The sequence below is a fragment of the Rahnella aceris genome, from assembly GCF_011684115.1.
In the GTDB taxonomy this organism is placed as follows: Bacteria; Pseudomonadota; Gammaproteobacteria; order Enterobacterales; family Enterobacteriaceae; genus Rahnella; species Rahnella aceris.
Genome location: NZ_JAADJV010000001.1, coordinates 497,666 through 515,823, shown reverse-complemented (window position 1 = coordinate 515,823; position 18,158 = coordinate 497,666). Strand labels below are relative to the sequence as shown.

The following is an 18,158-nucleotide window of genomic DNA, read 5'->3' as shown; positions in this document are numbered from 1 at the left end:
AAGATTTCCAGCCTGTCACGGTGGTACCTGAAACATAGCCTGCGAGCGAAGCACTTTTTGTAAAGGCGGGGAGGAATCCAAAGGAGGGAAAGCACTTCCCTCCTTTGGGCAGTTTCGGCGCGAGAGGCCGCGTGATAACCGTTATTGAGAAACCGAAATATTCTCGATCAAAGGGGTTGAAAGCCTCCCCGTTGCAGCGGCCTCCTGCAACTAATGCCTGGTCTGTTCCTTTTCCCTCGCCACGACCGAAAACTCCGCCATCATCCGCACCAGATCCTGCATACCGAGGTTAACCTGATTGATCACATCACCGGCATTGCGGCTCAGCACCACGCCACCGCCTGCGCGGTTGACGCAATTCCCCATACCATCAATCGCGGCCATCACACCATCACGGATGCTTTGCGTAAGCTGGTCAATTTCGACGGCAGCCTTGCGGGACTGATCGGCCAGTGAGCGAACCTCACCCGCCACCACTGCAAATCCCCTGCCCTGCTCGCCCGCATGCGCGGCTTCGATGGTGGCGTTGATGGCTAACAGGTTGGTTTGAGACGAAATACGGCGGATGGTATCAACCATTTCGCCAATACGTTCAGATGTCTGACCGAGCTGCCCGATGATGTCGGAAGTCCGCCGCGCCAGCGCTTCGACTTCCTGCATATCTTCCACTGCCTGCCGGACGATGGTCACGCCCTCTGCCGCGGTTTTGTCAGTAGTCAGCGACAGTTCATGCACGTGCGTCATCATGCTTTCCTGCTGACGCTGCTGATCCATCTGATCCGTAATGTCATGCGCGATTTTGACGATTTTTATCACTTTGCCGTCATCATCGATCACCGGGTTATAGCTCGCCTCCAGCCAGACAGACTGACTGTGGCCAGTGATGCGCTCAAAACGGCCAAGGATAAATTCACCGTTTCTCAGACGCTGCCAGTGATTGCGGTACTCGTGGGAATCACAGTATTGCGGGACACAAAACATCGTGTGGGAATGGCCCTTAATTTGCTGCAAAGAATAACCCATGACTTTCAGGAAGTTATTGTTCGCAGAAATCACATGACCTTCAGGTGTAAAGGTAATCAGCGCCATTGAACGGTCAAGTGCTTGTAAAATTCCCTGATGCTCGTGGGATTCATTAATTCTTTCAGATACATCACTGGCAATTTTAATTATTTCGGTCACTTTGCCTTGTTTATTTTTCACCGGAACATAATTTGCCTCAAGCCAGATTATATTCCCGTTTTTGTGTACACGTTTAATATTTCCGCTGACCGACTTTCCCTGCCGCAAACCTTCCCAGTGAAGACGATACGCATCGCTGGCAACAAACTCCGGGGTGCAGAAAATCCGGTGAGGCTGACCAATCACCTCGTTTCTGCTGTACCCCATGCTGCTGAGAAAGAGGTCGTTAACCTCAAGCACCACGCCTTCCGGCGTGAAAGCGATCATCGGAACCGCCTGCTGGATCGCAGCGAATTTATCACGCCATATCGTACTAAACTGATGAGAAAATAATTGCATAGGACAGACACCCTGTGGCTGATAACGTGAATTAATGTGTAATCACAGTTAATTTATAAAAATACACGTGCTAATTCCCACAAATGATGAGTAAAGTTACTCATCATCATGCGAAAGATTAGTCTGACCCCTGGGTGGGTTTAGGCAGGTGCGTGAAAATTTAAATAGCGCAGTGAAAAATAAGCTCACCAGCAAAATCATTACTCTGATAATTAACAAACTTTATTATAGTCAATTAAGCTTAATTTAATTCACCAAAAAAGAAAGGGGCTGGCAGGAGTATTTTTTCCAGCATATTCACCGTCAGATAAACACGCTGGAATACAGGAATTCACAACGTGATCAGACTGACCAGCGTTTGATTGCCCAACTTTTTTGCTGCGAAGGCGTCAGGAAAGTCCAGGCGACAAAACGGCTGATCTTGTTGCCATGCACCATTTCGACAGTGCGGACATCCGTCGCTTCCTCTTCACGAAGTGCGTCATACAGTAACGGCAGCGTCGTTTTTTTGGAAATCAGCACGGTGTACCAGAAACAGTTCTGCGCTTTACCGGCGCTCTCTTCTGCCATACGGACCACAAAGGCTTCTTCACCACCTTCACACCACAATTCGTTGTGCTGACCACCGAAGTTAAGCTCTGCGGTGCCCGCACGTCTGTCCAGACCCAGGTTTTGACGTTTACGCTGGCTGCCGGATGCCGCATCTGCCGCTGAAGCGTGGAACGGCGGATTACACAGCACCGCGTCGTATCGCTCATCATGGCGGATAATGGTGTCGAGAATACGCTGCGGTTTCGCCTGTAAACGGAAACGCACCTGATTGGTCAGTTGCGGATTGGTGGCGACGATTTTTTTAGCCGCCGCCATTGATATCGGATCAATCTCACTGGCGGTGAAGCGCCAGCCGTATTCACGTAAACCAATAATCGGGTAAATACAGTTCGCGCCCACACCGATATCCAGCACGGAAATGTCTTTGCCTTGCGGGATATTGCCGTTGTTGCTGCCCGCCAGAAGATCTGCCAGATGGTGAATATAATCTGCACGCCCGGGAATTGGCGGGCACAGGTAATCAGCCGGAATATCCCAGTTTTCAATCTGATAGCAATCGCGCAGCAAAGCACGGTTCAGGGCTTTTACCGCCTGAGCGTTGGCGAAATCAACCGACAAATCGCCCCATTTATTTTCGACGACGAACGGTGCAAGTTCCGGGCTGCTGGCAATCAGGGCCGGGAAATCATAGCGGCTGCGATGACGATTTCGCGGGTGAAGACCGCTTTTTTCCTGAGGGAAGACTTTCTTTTTTTCCACCTGAGTGACTCTCCGAAAGGTGTGCGCGACGCATGAAATATGCGATGGGGCGTTGGATATTTATGAATGGCGCACAAGATACCACAAAGCGCCGCCGCCTGCCGGATGCATGCTGACTCGGGCGGGCACATAAAAACGGTCAACGTCTGATTAATTCGGGTAATGTACAAATCATAGTCTTTATGAATTATTTGCTGAGGAAAATCATGAACACTGATGAACGTTACTACTACGAGCCCGCTAAAGGCCACGGCCTGCCCCATGATCCGTTAAACGCCATTGTCGGCCCGCGTCCGATTGGCTGGATTTCATCACGCAATGCCGCCGGACAACGCAACCTGGCGCCGTACAGCTTCTTCAACTGTTTCAATTACCGTCCGCCGATCATTGGTTTTGCCAGCAGTGGCTGGAAAGACAGCGTGGCGAATATTGTCGAAACCGGTGAATTCGTCTGGAATCTGACCACCCGACCGCTGGCGGTGAAAATGAATGAAAGTTCGGCCTCGCTGGAACATGGCGCGGATGAGTTTGATTTCGCCGGTCTGACGCCGCAACCGGGAACACTGGTTGCCGCGGATCGCGTGCTGGAAAGCCCGGTGAACTTTGAGTGCAAACTGACGCAGTGTATTCAGCTTAAAACGGCCGCCGGTAGCGATATCGATACCTGGCTGGTGCTGGGCGAAGTGGTTGCCGTGCATATCGCGCCACATCTGCTGATTGACGGCATTTATCAGACTGCGCTTGCCGAACCGGTATTACGCGCCGGTGGCCCTTCCGCCTACTACGGTATTTCAGAAGATTTACGCTTTGACCTGATACGCCCCGACGCCCGTTGACCTGAGGCGTAAGACAAAAAAAAGCCACCGCACGTTGACCCTGCCGGTGGCTTTTTTACGCATGATCTTTATTTTTTGCTGTAACTATTTTCTACCGTAGTTCTGTTCAACGAAATCCGCAAAATCCTGACACATCGCGTCATCACCGTCGGCACTGTCAGCGAGGATCAACGCACCATCCACCACGCGGATATGCACATTCAGATCGAAATCCGCTTCAGGTTGCTCACGTTTTGATGCCTTTTCAATGGTCTGCTGCGCTTCCTGCCACGCCGCATCCACGGTCTGATTACAGGCCTGCGCCAGATAATCCGGATTGAACCCCTCGCCGGTCAGGCTGCGCAAGGTATCGTCGTGACTGACGCTGTTACCCGGCGTCCAGTAATGCTTCGCCAGATCCGGACCGATGGCCGGATTGTCGGTCAGATAACCATCGCGTTTCAGGAAGAAAGCGCGGGTCTGTTCCACGGCCATCATCGCCAGCAGATAGCCCTGATACGAACAGGCGGATTCCATGGAAAGCAGATGCGGGATAGCGAGCGTCGGACGCGGACTGCCGGTGACGCCCAGAATATGGGTTTCAACATCACGCGCCAGCGCGGTCATCGCTTCCGGCGTGCGTTTCTCATCCGGCCACTGATAAAGCTGCCACTCGAAATACGGCACCAGCAGAATGTGACGTTCATTGAAGGAACGCATCGGCTGACGGGCTTCAATACTGGCGCGGATCAGTTCATCCGGCACCGGTTCACCTGCGGTATTTTTCGCATAACGTTTCAGCCAGTCAGCATCTTCCAGCAGGCTGTCGCAAAACATGGATTGCGTTTCCGCATAGGCCATGGACGTCGGCGGGAATTCCTGCGAGAAGCATGGCGCATTCTGGCGGATATTGGCGAAGTGCGCCGCATGGCCGCCTTCATGGAACAGCGTATTCAGGCCATTCGCGCCACTGCCAATCTGATCAGGTTTCGCCAGGCTGGTGAAGTTAATCACCGCTGGCACCCATTTGCCGTTGTCATAGAACGGCGGCACCGGCCCGTGCATAAAACCATTTTCAAACTTGCCTTCGCGTACCAGCAAATCCAGCTGCATTTCTGCGCCGTTAAAGCCGATATTCAGGCGCTTGAAGCTGTCTATCCAGCGACGCAGGGAATCAGCGAACGGGAAGTAAGGATCGAGCTGGCGGGTGACGTCACCGGCGCTGGCGAAGCGGATATTCCATGGCAATAGTGCGGCGTCGCCTTCACGCGCGACCAGTTCATTGAGGCTGCGGGTGTTGCTTTCGCGGGTTTGCTCTTCGAAACGATCGAGGATGGCGAATAACTGTTCCGGCGACATGCGCTCGGTTTTATTCACTTTATAATCGAAGTAGTTGCGGTAACCGAGCTGACGCGCAAAACGGTTACGCAAGCCGATCAGCTCAGGCAATCCGTTATGCAGCAGCCAGTCCTCCAGTTCGCGCAATGCATTTTGCGAACTCCGGCGGTAGACTTCATTTTCGTTATTCGCCTGATTGGTCAGCAGCTCGCCAAGGGAGGCATTAACGCGCTCGCCTTTGCTGTTGATGTGCGTCATGCGGTACTGCTTACGTTTGCCGAACAGCGCCGATTCTGCCTGAATAATTTCATCCAGCAGCGCCTGTGCTTTAGGGTCTTCAATCACGTTGCAGTCAAAGAAATTCAGCCAGCCACGCAGACCATGCAGTAAGGCATCACGCGCCTCGCTGGCGGATTCTTTTTCGACGCGGGCAATCGCATCACGTAATTCCTGCGGGCGGGAAGGTTGGGCGATAAAACGTTTGTACGCCGTTTCAGCAGCGGAGAAAGCCGCAGAAACAGTGTCATCACCGGTGCCCATATAGTGTTGCCAGAACAAATTTTCTTTGTCCTGATGAACGTTGAGGTAATCGCGATTGAGGGCGTTAAAGTAGTCCTGGGCCTGTTTCATGCATTCTTCTCTGCTGAAAGTTAACGAGATTATGCATTGAGTGTATGTTCGCAAAGCGGTTATGTCGATATGGCAAAACCGCTTTTGAACGTCAGGCAGGAAGGTGCGGAGATCAGTTTTTCTTAACAAACTCAGATTTGAGTTTCATCTGGCCGAAACCATCAATTTTGCAATCGATGTTGTGATCGCCTTCGACTAAACGAATGCCTTTCACTTTGGTGCCGATTTTCAGCATCGAAGAACTGCCTTTCACTTTCAGGTCTTTGATCACGGTGACAGAATCGCCATCCGCCAGCAGATTGCCGTTGGCATCCACCACTTTCAGTACATCATCATCTGCCGCAGCATCACTGTTCATCGACCAGACATGTCCGCATTCAGGGCAGTTAAGCATTTCGCCGTCCTGCCAGGTAAATTCGGATTGACACGTCGGGCAAGCTGGTAAAGTTTCCATATTTAAATCCCCATAAAGTTTTATAAAAAAACGAATGAAATCATGAAATAAATTTCGTAGTTTCTCTATTTTAGCGGTTAACCACACTTTTGAACAGGGTAACGGAGTTTTTGGGGAGCTGAGCCGGACTTAAACGCAGGATTTATAGAGGAATACAGGCAGTTTTTTAACTCCTCCTCCTGCGAAGAGGGAGGCCGGGAGGGGGTATTAAAGGCGAAACCCATGCTTATGCACACTTAAACGCCTGATTTTGACCTTAATACCCCACCCCAACCCTCCCCTTCGCAGGGAGGGAGCGGATCGAGTTCGGTTAAAAAATCTGATCCACAATCATTCTGGCCTCAACCATATCGGCACAAACCTCTGCGGCCACCAGACAACACGCCAGTTGCGTGATGATCGCCTGCGGGATCGCGCGTTCGCCCTTCAGGCATTCCTGAATGTAGGCAACGGTAGTGGCGACATCTTTGCTTGCCGGCACGTCCGCACCGAAAATCTCTTCTTTTTCGGCCAGTACGCGCTGTTCGCCACCGGCGATAAAGTGCGTCTGCGGAAAGCGTGAAGGGTTCGCGTACACTTCCCCTTCAGTGCCTTGCGTCAGGAGCGCACGGCCATCAATCTGGCGGAAGAACGAGGAAACACGCTGCACGTATTCAGGGTGCGAAACACTCGATAAACGCAGGGAATCCTGACCGGTAAACGGCGTGATAAGTTTCGCCAGGGTATGGCTGCTGTTTCGCACCCCCATCTGCCAGCGCAACGCGAGCTGTTTTTCGACTGGCGGGCAAAGTACGGAGATTGGCACAAATACCGGTGCGTCAGCCGCATCTGAAAGCTGTTGTGCGTCCTGCTGGCTTTGTGCTGCGCGGATGCCGAGCGCGCGAAAAATCTCAGCACTGGTGATGCGGGTAGGATCTTCATCCACACCATGCACCAGCACCGGCAAGCCGAGACGGCTGAGCAGGATAGCCAGCAGCGGCGTCAGATTCGCCTGTTTACGTGCACCGTTATAGGTTGGGATCACGACCGGCAGCGGACGATCAGCCGGTGCCTGAAGGCGCATCACGCACTCGTCCATCGCCTGATAAAAACCGAGCATTTCTTCTTCCGCTTCGCCTTTGATACGAAACGCAATCAGCAGCGCACCGAGTTGCAGATCCGGCACCTCGCCCGCCAGCATGTGGCGATACAACGCATGCGACTGCTCACGGTTCAAATCGCGGGCGTGATTTTTGCCCCGTCCCACTTCTTTGATGAGTTTGGTGTAATCCATCGTAGCCTTACCTTGTCTGTGCAATCATGTTTCAGTGGAAAGAAGTTATCGTCTGCGCGCACGGCGACGAACCGGGTCTTTCTTCGCGGTCTTGAGAATATCGGGACGCTTCACTGAACCGGGCGCTGGCATTTCGCGCTGTTCAATCGGGAATACCGGCAATGCCGCCAGCAGGCGTGCACCGTAACTTTTTGTCAGCAGGCGCTTATCGTAAATCACGATTTCGCCCGTACATTCATGGCTGCGGATCAGTCGCCCGACCTGCTGGATCAGATTGAATGACGCGCTGGGCAAACTCTGCACTTCAAACGGATAGCGTTTCAGCGTTTTCAGCCATTCACCTTCCGTCAGAATAACCGGACTGTCGATAGGGGGGAAAGCGATCTTATGGATATGTACCTGCGTCAGCAATTCCCCTTTCAGGTCCAGCCCTTCGGCGAACGATTGCAGGCCAATCAGTACGCTGGTGGTGCCCGCAGCGACGCGTTTACGGTGCTCCTCGACCAGCCGGTAGCGCGGCTGATCGCCCTGCACCAGTAACATCAGGCGTAAATCCGGTAACAGCGCCACAAACTGCTGTAACGCACGGTTGCTGGCAAACAATACCAGTTGACCGGTATGCCCCCCTTTCGCCAGTTCAGCGCGGAAGAAATCTGCCATTTCCTGAATATGCGCGGCCTCATTGGCCATCACCGGTTCGAGGGTCATTTGCGGAATGACCAGCTTGCCCTGCTCGACGTGATTAAACGGCGAATCCAGGCTGACAAACCGGTCACCGGCTTTTTCCGTCAGCCCGCTCATTTCCTGAAGCCGGGAAAAACTGTTCAGCGAACGCAATGTCGCGGAAGTGATCACCACATGCGGCACTTTGCGCCACAGCATTTTTTCCAGCTGTTCGCTGACGCGGATCCCCGCGCAATGAAACACCAGATGTGTCTGGTTATCGAAATACGAACGCGTCACCCATTTGCCAATCGGGGCATTCGAGGCCTTGTCCAGCGCCGCCAGCCGCCACAGTTTGCTCATGGTTTCGAGATACCCCTGCATGCGGCTCATATGCAGAATCGCGCGGTGTAAACGCATAATATCGTGCTTGCCGGTTTTCTCGCTGAGGTCATTCACCATGTATTCTGCCAGGCTGCGCAGGCCATCGGTGAGTTTAAACAGGCGGCTGCACTGTTCGGTCAGTTCAGGGGGTAAGACGCCCAGCTCGAAACGGTATTCGGCTTCCGGTTCTGCAGGCGGCAGATGCTGGCTGACCGCTTGCTCGATCAGCAGCAGCAGTTCGCGCATTTCGGCACAGTGGTTATGCAGGCGTTCAGCATGGGTCAGCGGCGGCGGATTTTTCGGGGTGAACAGCGCCAGACATTGCTCAATCTGGCGCACAAAGTTGTCCAGTTGCAGGTTATTCCACACCGCAGTGATTTCGGCCTCGACTTCCAGCGCATCACGCGCCACTTCCGGCAAATGATGGCCTTCATCAAGCACCAGCAGCAGATCTTTCGCCGGCGGCAGCACCGATTCCGATTCCAGCGCAGCCATCACCAGCGCGTGGTTAGTCACCACCACATCGGCACTTTCAATCTCTTTGCGCGCCACAAAATACGGGCATTCGCGGAAATAGTGGCAGTTACGGCTGAGGCAGTTGGCTTTGTCGGTGCTGATTTTTATCCACAGCGGATCGTCGATGGTTTTCTGGTAATGATCGCGCAATCCGTCCCACTCGTAGCGGGACAACGCGGTTTCCAGCGTTTTACAGAGTTTCTGTTCTTCGCCGCTGGAAGGCGCCAGTTCATCGCCGAGGAACAACCCGAGGTCGCCCTGCGCATTCTCGTTACTCATCGCCGCCAGATTACGCGGGCAGACATAACGGCCACGCCCGAATGCGCCGGTGAATTTCAGATCCGGAATAATTTTTTTCAACAGCGGGAGATCTTTACTAAAAATCTGATCCTGCAACGCCACGTTGGCGGTGCTGACAATCAGCGGTTTTTCTTCCTCGCGGCTGACGGCAATGCCGGGGATCAGATAGGACAGCGTTTTCCCGACGCCGGTTGGCGCCTCAATGGCCAGATGCCGTGCAGAATCCCCCGAGAACGCTTTCGCCACCTCTGCAATCATCTGACGTTGCGGAGCGCGGGAAATGAAGTCCGGGATTTGCTGTTGCAGGGCTTTGTACCACTGGCTTATCTGATTTTTTACTGCGGGGGAAAGCGCCATGCATCTCTTTTTTGTTGGAAGTGAGACAGGAATGTCGGGGGCTATTGTCACACAGACCCGCTTCCGGCGCAGCCCGAAATCTCAATTCCTCCTCCTTACGGGTGAACGAAAATTGTGCAGAAAAAACGGAGGATGTGTAAAAAAAGAAAAAGTTCATTTCTGACTGTCATAAATTGATCACAAAAATACGGTAAAAAACTCTCGCTGAGAAAAATCCGAGTCCACACGGAATGCACAGCAAAAAATGGTGATTAGCGTCTTTCCATAAGACTTCATATAAAGCTTTCCCAAAAAGCTTTTAATAGAAAATGCAGGGTAAAAATTCATGAAACGTAATATTCTGGCACTTTTAATTCCTGGTTTATTGATTGCATCAGGCGCACACGCAGCGGAAGTTTATAATAAAGACGGCAATAAACTGGACCTGTACGGTAAAGTGAAAGGTCTGCATTACTTCTCTGACGCTGCCAGCAATGACGGCGACCAGAGTTATATTCGTTTCGGTTTTAAAGGCCAGACACAAATTAATGACCTGATCACCGGCTACGGCCAGTGGGAATACAACGTCATGGCTAACCATGCTGAATCTGACAGCAAAACGCCAAGCACCACCGGCACCAAAACCCGTCTGGCCTTCGCTGGCCTGAAATTCGGTCAATACGGTTCCGTCGACTATGGCCGTAACTACGGTGCGCTGTACGACGTTGAAGCCTGGACCGATATGTTCCCTGAATTCGGCGGCGACGGTTATACCAAGGCTGACCGCTTCATGACTGGCCGTACCAACGGCGTAGCCACCTACCGTAACCGTGGCTTCTTCGGCCTGGTTGACGGTCTGAACGTTGCCGTTCAGTACCAGGGCAAAAATGAAAACGACGGTCGCGGCAGCAGCACAGCTAACGGCGACGGTTATGCACTTTCCACCACTTACGCACTGGGTGACAGCGGCGTGAGCCTGGGTGGTGCCTATGCTTCTTCTGACCGCACAACTGCTCAGAGTAATTCCACTTACGGCAAAGGTGATAAAGCAGACGCATGGACTGGCGGCATGAAATATGACGCAAATGGCGTTTATTTAGCCGCAATGTATGCTGAAACCCGTAATATGGTGGCAATCACCGTCCCTGGCGGAATTGCAGGCGCACCGGCTGGCAGCGGTTTTGCGAATAAAACACAAACCTTCGAAGCCGTTGCACAATATCAGTTTGAAAATGGCCTGCGCCCTTCACTGGGTTATGTCCAGACTAAAGCAAAAGATATTGAGAATATCGGTGATGCCGACCTGGTTAAATACGTTGACGTAGCCGCGACCTATTATTTCAACAAAAATATGTCTGCGTATGTTGATTATAAAATCAACCAACTGTCTGACGACAATAAACTGGCTCTGAACAACGACGATATCACTGCCGTTGGCCTGGTTTATCAGTTCTAAATTTAAGCGTTTTACCCCCTCATTGTTATTTCTCTGTCTTTGATTTTTTTGGCCGGACTCACCCTCCGGCCTTTTTCATTTCTGTCATTTTCCGGCACATCTCGCGTAACTCATCATTTATTCTTTCACACCCCGCTGAATCTGCTAAAGTTTTAACGATTTTCATGAATGCGAATCCTTCGTAACAAGCATAGGGACAACCAATGAATAAAATTTCGCTTTGCACCACCAGTGCTTTAATCATGCTGGCCCTCAGTGGCTGTGCGCAGCAAAAAACCGATGCCCAGCAGAAGCTGAACGATCAGTCCGTCATGGCACTGAACTGGTTCCAGCAATCCGGTGAATATCAGGCGCTGGCTTATCAGGCATTTAACACGGCCAAAATGGCTTTCGATCAGGCGCAGCCTCTGGCTGGTCAGAAGAAAGCCGTTGTCGTTGACCTCGATGAAACCATGCTCGATAACAGCGCATACAGTGCGTGGCAGGTCAAAGCGAACAAGCCATTCGACAGCAAGACCTGGTCTCAGTGGACAGCAGCCCGCCAGGCAACAGCCGTTCCCGGTGCGGTTGAATTCGCTAATTATGTCAACACTCACGGCGGCACGATGTTCTACGTGTCCAATCGCAAAACCAGCGAATACGCCGCGACACTGGACAATATGAACCGTCTGGGCTTTACCGGCGCCAATGAAAAAACCATGCTGCTGAGTTCTGATACCTCCAACAAGCAGGCACGTTTTGATTCCATCAAAGCCGCGGGTTATCACGTGGTGATTTACATCGGCGACAACCTGAATGACTTTGGTTCTGCCACCTACCATCAGGGCAACGAGCAGCGTCGGGCGTTTGTGAATCAGAACCATCAGCACTTCGGTACACAATATATCGTGCTGCCAAATCCGCTGTACGGTGACTGGGAAAGTGGTCTGGCGAAGGATTACAACAAGCTGACGCCTGAGCAGAAACTGTCAGCGCGGGAGCAGAATTTGAAGGCGTGGAGCGGGAAATAAGCCCGTTGCGGTTTGCTCCTCCCCCTGCGAAGGGGGAGGTTGGGAGGGGGTTTTAGACTGTAAATCAATTGCCTGAGCGGAAACTTCACCCAACGTTTTTGCTTTAATACCCCACCCCAGCCCTCCCCTTCGCAGGGGAGGGAGCGGATCGGTGAACGCCTGAGTAATGTCTGCCTTTTGTCAGGACATCGCGTTAAATCTCCGGATTCCCCACTAACCCATCGATCAATATCTGCGGTGTCCCCTGCGAGCAGCGCTCAATTCTGCCGCGTACGCCGTAGACCCGCGCCAGACTGTCGGCAGTGATCACGTCTTCCGGCTCGCCATCGGCAATCAGATTACCGTCTTTAAGCATCAGCACGCGGTCGCCATGACGCAGGGCGATATTGATGTCATGCACCACAACCACTGTCACGATATTGCGTTTCTGCGTTTCCTTGCGCACCAGATCCATGACATGGAACTGGTAGTTGAGATCGAGTGCGCTGAGCGGTTCGTCCAGCAGGAGTAATGACGGCTGACGGATCAGCGATTGCGCCAGGCCAACCAGTTGCTTCTGACCACCGGAAAGCTGATCGAGATAACTCAGCGCCAGATGTTCGATACCCAACTGACGCAAAAGCGCCATCACTGTATCGGTACCTTCCGCATTCTTGCCTTTACCGCCGCCGGACGCGCGCTGCGCCACGATAATGGATTCCAGCACATGCAGATGTACGCCCGCAGGCAGAGTTTGCGGCAGATACACCACCTGCTCTGCACGTCGTGCAAACGGCATCGGCATTAAATCGTGTCCGTCGAGCATCAGCTGCCCTTCCGCACGGTTAAGCCCGGCGAGAGAACGCAGCAACGTCGACTTACCGCTGCCATTTGGCCCGAGCAGAACGGTAATTTTCCCGCGTGGCAACATCGGCACATTCAGATTGCGGATCACGCGGCGCTTCGGATATCCGGCGTTGAAATCGCGGATTTGCAGGCCCTGCGTAGCAGCATTCAGTAAATCTTCAGGACGCGTTTCTAACATCGCAGACATCAGATGTTCCCCCGGTGGCGCAGAATAATACTCAGGAAGAACGGCACGCCAACCAGAGACGTCACGATACCGACAGGAATAATGACGCCCGGCACCAGATTTTTAGAGGCTACCGACGCCATCGACAACACCAGCGCGCCAATCAGCGCACTGGCGGGCAGATAGAAACGGTGATCTTCACCAAACATCAGGCGGGCGATATGCGGCGCCACCAGCCCGATAAAACCGATCGGCCCGACGAAAGCCACCGCCAGTGCGGAAAGAATACTGATGCGCAGTAACGTACCGAGACGCAGGCGACGCACGTCGATACCAAAACTGACGGCACGATCTTCACCCAGACGCAGCGCGGTGAGTTTCCACGCGCTCATCATCGACCACGGCAATAAAATCAGGAATGCCAGCACCATCACGCCGAGTTTTACCCACGACGCCCTCGCCAGGCTGCCCATCGTCCAGAAAACCAGCCCCTGTAAGGTGTCTTCGGTGGCGATAAACTGCATCAGCGAAACCAGTGCGTTGAAGGTAAAGACCAGTGCGATACCAAACAGCACCACACCGGAGCTGGCAACGCGCGTCCAGCGGGTGATACCGTCGAGCATCAGTGCGGCAAATAAGGCAAAAATGAAGGCGTTGGCGGAGATAAACCATTGATCCGGCACGCCGGGAATACCAATGCCAAGCACAATCGCCAGCGCCGCACCAAACGCCGCAGCAGAAGACACGCCCAGCGTAAACGGACTGGCCAGCGGGTTATTGAGGATGGTCTGCATTTCAGCACCGGCAAGGCCCAGTGACATACCGACCGCCACCGCCATCAGCGCGTAAGGCAGACGAATATCCCAGACAATCACCCGCGTGCCCGGATCCGCCGCTGCGGCGTCAAACAGCGTTTTCCACAATGTGCCGAGCGATAACCCCGAAGGCCCCATAATGAAATCAATCACCAGTGAAACGACAATCGCCAGTACCAGGATCAGCATAACTAACAGACGGCGGCGCACGATATTCTGGTATCGCCCCATAACGCTGTCTTCGGCGTTGACGTTCACCCTCAGGGTGGGTTCGGTAGTTGCACTCATTTTCGCTTCAATCTCATTAAGTTAAAACTTACGGCGGGAGAACATGTTCTGGGGTTCCCGTAGGAAGGAAATAAATGATAATAATTATCAATGTGTTTTGCAAAACCTATCAGACATTCAAAGTAAACAAGGGCGTAACAAAGCATGACGTAATGGGTCTCCTGGCGTGAATCGCAGGCATGAAAAAGCGGAGCCTGAGCTCCGCTTTTCAATGCCATGGAAATCGGGGTCTGTTACTTATCGACGTGATCCGGGAATTCCATTTCGCTGTATTTCACCACTTTAGTGCCTTTGCTCAGCTTGTAGCCGAACCAGATGATCAGGAACAGTGGCAAGCCAATGTAAGTCGCCGCTACGCCACCCCAGTCAATGGTGTCTTTCAGGAATGCCTGATAGTTCTGGCCCAGCGTAATGATCAGACACAACACAAAGGCGAAAACCGGACCGAACGGGAAGAAACCTGACAGATAAGGCAGTCTCTTCAGATCACGGCCCTGTAAGACATAACCGCGACGGAAGCGGTAATGGCTGACCGCAATCCCCAGCCAGGCGATGAAACCGGTCATGCCCGACGTGTTCAGCAGCCACAGGTAAACGGTCTGATTACCAAACATTGAGCTCAGGAAACACAACGCCGCCACGATAGTGGTGGCATACAGCGCGTTACGCGGCACACCCCCTTTCGACAGCTTAGCGAATATGCGCGGCGCTTTGCCTTCGCTCGCCAGGGTAAACAGCATGCGGGTTGAGGCGTACATTCCGGAGTTACCGGCTGACAGTACCGCCGTCAGGATCACAGCATTCATTACCGCCGCCGCTGATAACAGACCCGCATTACGGAATACCAGCGTGAACGGACTTACCGAGATATCGCCGACTTCATTACGCAGCAGGTTCGGATCGGTATAAGGAATGATCAGGCTGATCACCAGAATCGCCAGAATATAGAACAGCAGAATACGCCAGAAAACCTGACGCACCGCGCGCGGAATATTCTTGCCCGGATTCTCAGATTCGCCCGCCGCCACCCCGATCAGTTCAGTGCCCTGGAAGGAGAAACCGACAATCATCGCCACGCCTATCATCGAGGCAAATCCGCCCGCAAACGGCGCATCCCCGATGGCCCAGTTATGCCAGCCCGCCGTTTCAGCACCGCGCATAATGCCGGTGATCATCAGGACGCCAACGGCGATAAAGATGATGACGGTAACCACTTTGATCAGCGAGAACCAGTATTCCGCCTCGCCAAAACCGCGCACGGAAATGTAGTTGAGCAGGAAAATCAGACCAAGGAACAAGGCGCTCCAGATCCAGCCCGGTGTGTCCGGGAACCAGTAATTCATCACCAGTTGTGAGGCCACCAGGTCAACCGCGATGGTGACTGCCCAGTTGTACCAGTAGTTCCAGCCCAGTGCGAAACCGAAGCCTTCTTCAACATAACGGGAGCCGTAAGTGGAGAATGAACCGGAAACCGGCATGAACGCCGCCAGCTCACCGAGGCTGGTCATCAGGAAGTAAACCATGATGCCGATTAATGCGTAGGAAAGCAGTGCCCCACCCGGGCCTGCCTGGGAAACTGTCGCACCTGATGCAACGAATAACCCTGTACCAATTGAACCGCCTATGGCGATCATCGTTAAGTGACGTGCCTTCAGCTCGCGACGCAGTGTGGGAGCCCCCTGCGTATTTTTTGTAGGTTGTTGAGCCATTTTTTCCCTATATCCGCTCGTCATGTGCAAATTTAAGCGCGGATTGTAGCAAAACCTGCCGCTCTGAATAGCAGGAACGACCTGTTATAAGACACCTTCATAACTGGCCGCAGATCATTAGTGAAAGACCGTTATTGGGCTTCGCGACAATAGGTTAGAAAACGTGATAATGCGCCGGAGATATGTTTTTGCCGGTGATGAATCAGGTAAAGCTTACGCACCAGCGGCGCGACGGGCAGCCGGATTTCCACCAGCGAACCGCTGCTCAGCTGCTCAGAAATCACCCGCCGCGAGAGGCAACTGATCCCGATGCCATGCCTTACAGCGTGCTTAATGGCCTCGGAATTCCCCAGTTCCATCACCAGGTTAAAATCCGGCAACTGAGGCAACAGCAGATGATCTAACACCTCACGGGTACCGGAACCGCGCTCGCGCAGGATCCAGGGTTCACGCGCCAGCGATTCCAGCGAAACGACCCGCCCTGCCAGCGGATTTTCCGGCGCGACAAACACCACCAGTTCATCATCCAGCCAGGGCTGAGTGATCAGTTCCGGCATCTGACACGGGCCTTCGATCAGACCGAGATCGACACGAAAATCCGCCACCGCGTTAATAACATCATTGGTATTACCGACATTCAGCTCCAGCGGCGTATTGGGGAAATCCAGGCGGTAATCCGCGATCATCGCCGGCAGCATATAGTTGCCGATGGTGCTGCTCGCGCCGATGCGCAGCGAACCGTTATCGTGATTGAACAGTCGCTCGATTTCGCCCGCCTGTTCGAGCAACGCCAGCGCTTTCGGATACAGTAAACGCCCATGCTCATTAATTACCAGCCGCTTCCCGACACGGTCAAATAACTGCACGCCAAGCTGCCCTTCGATATCGGCCAGCGCCGCACTGACCGCCGATTGTGATAATGAAAGCACAACCGACGCCTGCGTGGTCGAACCGCTTTTCAGCACCTCGGCGAAAACTTCAAGTTGTCGCAATGTTATGTGCATAAATGTCCCGCTATTCTCACGCGCCTGACAGCACGCTGTGCTTTAAGTATAGACCCTTGCCTTGCAGGCCTCTTTTGAATGAAGGTTTTATACCAGTTTTACAGCTAGGTTATAAAGTAATAATCTATTTCATTTTTATATAAGCGCGGCGTAGCCTTGTTTCATCACTCCTGAACGAGGAACGGACAATGAGTACACTTGCGCTTAAAAATGAAAATAAAAAGACGGCGGATAAGCACCCTTTACCCCATTTGTCGGGCTTTGGCCGCGTGTTACCCGGCCTGGCGCTGACCGGTGTGATCACTGCACTCGCGCTCTGGCTGAGCGATATTCCTGCACTGAGTCATCTCGGCCTGAGCGCGCTGACGCTGGCGATTGTCATCGGCATGGTGGTCGGCAATACGGTATATCCGGCGGCAAAACCCTGGTGCGAAGACGGCGTGACGCTGGCGAAACAACGTCTGTTGCGTCTGGGGATTATCCTTTACGGCTTGCGGCTGACCTTCGCACAAATCGCCGATGTCGGCGCGACCGGTATTGTGATCGACGCGCTGATGTTGTGTTCCACTTTCGCCCTCGCCTGCTGGCTTGGACAGCGGGTGTTTAAACTGGATCGCGATACCGCGATGCTGATTGGCGCAGGCAGCAGCATCTGTGGCGCAGCGGCGGTGATGGCGACGGAACCGGTGCTGAATGCCAAAGCAGAGAAAGTGACGGTTGCAGTCGCCACTGTCGTTATCTTCGGGACAGCCGCCATCTTTCTGTATCCGTGGTTATGGCATCTGAATGCGCAGTATCACTGGCTGAGTTTTACCGCTGCTCAGTTCGGCATTTACACCGGTTCAACGGTGCACGAAGTGGCGCAGGTCGTGGCGGCCGGTCAGGGTGTCAGCCCGGATGCGGAAAACGCGGCAGTGATCGCCAAGATGATCCGCGTCATGATGCTGGCACCATTCCTGCTGCTGCTCTCTGGCTGGAAGTCACGTAAAGAGGTACAACAAGGTGGCCAGAATGCGGGCATGCGCAATATAACTATCCCATGGTTTGCCCTGCTGTTTATTCTGGTGGCAGCATTCAACTCGCTGAATATTTTGCCACACAGCTGGATCCCGGCGCTGATTACGCTCGATACCGTGCTGCTGGCGATGGCGATGGCGGCGCTCGGGCTGACCACCCACATGAGCGCACTGCGTCAGGCGGGGCTTAAACCGATGCTGCTGGCGGCGTTGCTGTTTATCTGGCTGATTGTCGGCGGTGCCGGTATCAACCAAGTGGTTCAGCATCTTTTTGGCTGATATTGCTGCTTTTAACACTTCAGTGCTG

The 18,158-nt window shown here is 53.2% G+C and carries 14 protein-coding genes; 4 read left to right on the top strand and 10 right to left on the bottom strand.

Annotation, left to right across the window (positions count from 1 at the left end; translation table 11 throughout):
- Positions 1–210: 210 nt before the first annotated feature.
- The gene (locus GW591_RS02355; RefSeq protein WP_013574679.1) at positions 211–1,521 is read right to left on the bottom strand and encodes a methyl-accepting chemotaxis protein; all 1,311 of its coding nucleotides are present in this window, start codon (positions 1,519–1,521) and stop codon (positions 211–213) included.
- Positions 1,522–1,863: 342 nt separating this feature from the next.
- The gene (rlmF, locus tag GW591_RS02350; protein WP_119261405.1) at positions 1,864–2,832 is read right to left on the bottom strand and encodes a 23S rRNA (adenine(1618)-N(6))-methyltransferase RlmF; all 969 of its coding nucleotides are present in this window, start codon (positions 2,830–2,832) and stop codon (positions 1,864–1,866) included.
- Positions 2,833–3,038: 206 nt separating this feature from the next.
- Here rlmF and GW591_RS02345 point away from each other — a divergent pair, with 206 nt between their 5' ends.
- The gene (locus tag GW591_RS02345; protein WP_119261404.1) at positions 3,039–3,668 is read left to right on the top strand and encodes a flavin reductase family protein; all 630 of its coding nucleotides are present in this window, start codon (positions 3,039–3,041) and stop codon (positions 3,666–3,668) included.
- An 84-nt stretch (positions 3,669–3,752) separates the two neighbouring features.
- On the opposite strand, the gene GW591_RS02340 is transcribed toward GW591_RS02345, so the two are convergent.
- From GW591_RS02340 to dinG, 4 genes are all read right to left on the bottom strand, one after another.
- Complete coding sequence (locus GW591_RS02340) at positions 3,753–5,615, bottom strand: M3 family metallopeptidase (RefSeq protein ID WP_015689543.1); 1,863 nt, start codon at positions 5,613–5,615, stop codon at positions 3,753–3,755.
- Between the two features lie 112 nt (positions 5,616–5,727).
- The gene (locus GW591_RS02335) at positions 5,728–6,069 is read right to left on the bottom strand and encodes a zinc ribbon domain-containing protein YjdM (protein WP_013574675.1); all 342 of its coding nucleotides are present in this window, start codon (positions 6,067–6,069) and stop codon (positions 5,728–5,730) included.
- Between the two features lie 310 nt (positions 6,070–6,379).
- The gene (ybiB, locus tag GW591_RS02330) at positions 6,380–7,342 is read right to left on the bottom strand and encodes a DNA-binding protein YbiB (RefSeq protein ID WP_013574674.1); all 963 of its coding nucleotides are present in this window, start codon (positions 7,340–7,342) and stop codon (positions 6,380–6,382) included.
- 45 nt (positions 7,343–7,387) lie between these two features.
- Positions 7,388–9,562 (bottom strand): ATP-dependent DNA helicase DinG, encoded by a 2,175-nt coding sequence (gene dinG / locus GW591_RS02325; RefSeq protein ID WP_013574673.1) that lies wholly within the window; start codon positions 9,560–9,562, stop codon positions 7,388–7,390.
- 325 nt (positions 9,563–9,887) lie between these two features.
- Here dinG and ompC point away from each other — a divergent pair, with 325 nt between their 5' ends.
- Positions 9,888–10,997, top strand: a complete 1,110-nt coding sequence (gene ompC / locus GW591_RS02320; protein ID WP_013574672.1) for a porin OmpC — start codon at positions 9,888–9,890, stop codon at positions 10,995–10,997.
- Between the two features lie 203 nt (positions 10,998–11,200).
- Positions 11,201–12,007: a 5'-nucleotidase, lipoprotein e(P4) family gene (locus tag GW591_RS02315; RefSeq protein WP_013574671.1), complete on the top strand. Its 807-nt coding sequence runs from the start codon at positions 11,201–11,203 to the stop codon at positions 12,005–12,007.
- A gap of 193 nt (positions 12,008–12,200) precedes the next feature.
- Here GW591_RS02315 and GW591_RS02310 read toward each other — a convergent pair whose 3' ends face one another.
- The 4 genes from GW591_RS02310 to yieE form a co-directional block, all read right to left on the bottom strand.
- Positions 12,201–13,040: an ABC transporter ATP-binding protein gene (locus tag GW591_RS02310; protein WP_013574670.1), complete on the bottom strand. Its 840-nt coding sequence runs from the start codon at positions 13,038–13,040 to the stop codon at positions 12,201–12,203.
- The gene (locus GW591_RS02305; protein ID WP_013574669.1) at positions 13,040–14,122 is read right to left on the bottom strand and encodes a FecCD family ABC transporter permease; all 1,083 of its coding nucleotides are present in this window, start codon (positions 14,120–14,122) and stop codon (positions 13,040–13,042) included. The genes GW591_RS02310 and GW591_RS02305 overlap by 1 nt, the downstream gene beginning before the upstream one ends.
- A gap of 233 nt (positions 14,123–14,355) precedes the next feature.
- The gene (locus tag GW591_RS02300) at positions 14,356–15,831 is read right to left on the bottom strand and encodes an amino acid permease (protein ID WP_119261402.1); all 1,476 of its coding nucleotides are present in this window, start codon (positions 15,829–15,831) and stop codon (positions 14,356–14,358) included.
- Between the two features lie 131 nt (positions 15,832–15,962).
- Positions 15,963–16,835 (bottom strand): DNA-binding transcriptional regulator YeiE, encoded by an 873-nt coding sequence (gene yieE, locus GW591_RS02295; RefSeq protein ID WP_013574667.1) that lies wholly within the window; start codon positions 16,833–16,835, stop codon positions 15,963–15,965.
- A 188-nt stretch (positions 16,836–17,023) separates the two neighbouring features.
- On the opposite strand from yieE, the gene GW591_RS02290 reads away from it, so the two are divergent.
- Entirely contained in the window at positions 17,024–18,130 is a 1,107-nt protein-coding gene (locus GW591_RS02290) for a YeiH family protein (protein ID WP_166860034.1), read from the top strand.
- Positions 18,131–18,158 lie beyond the last annotated feature (28 nt).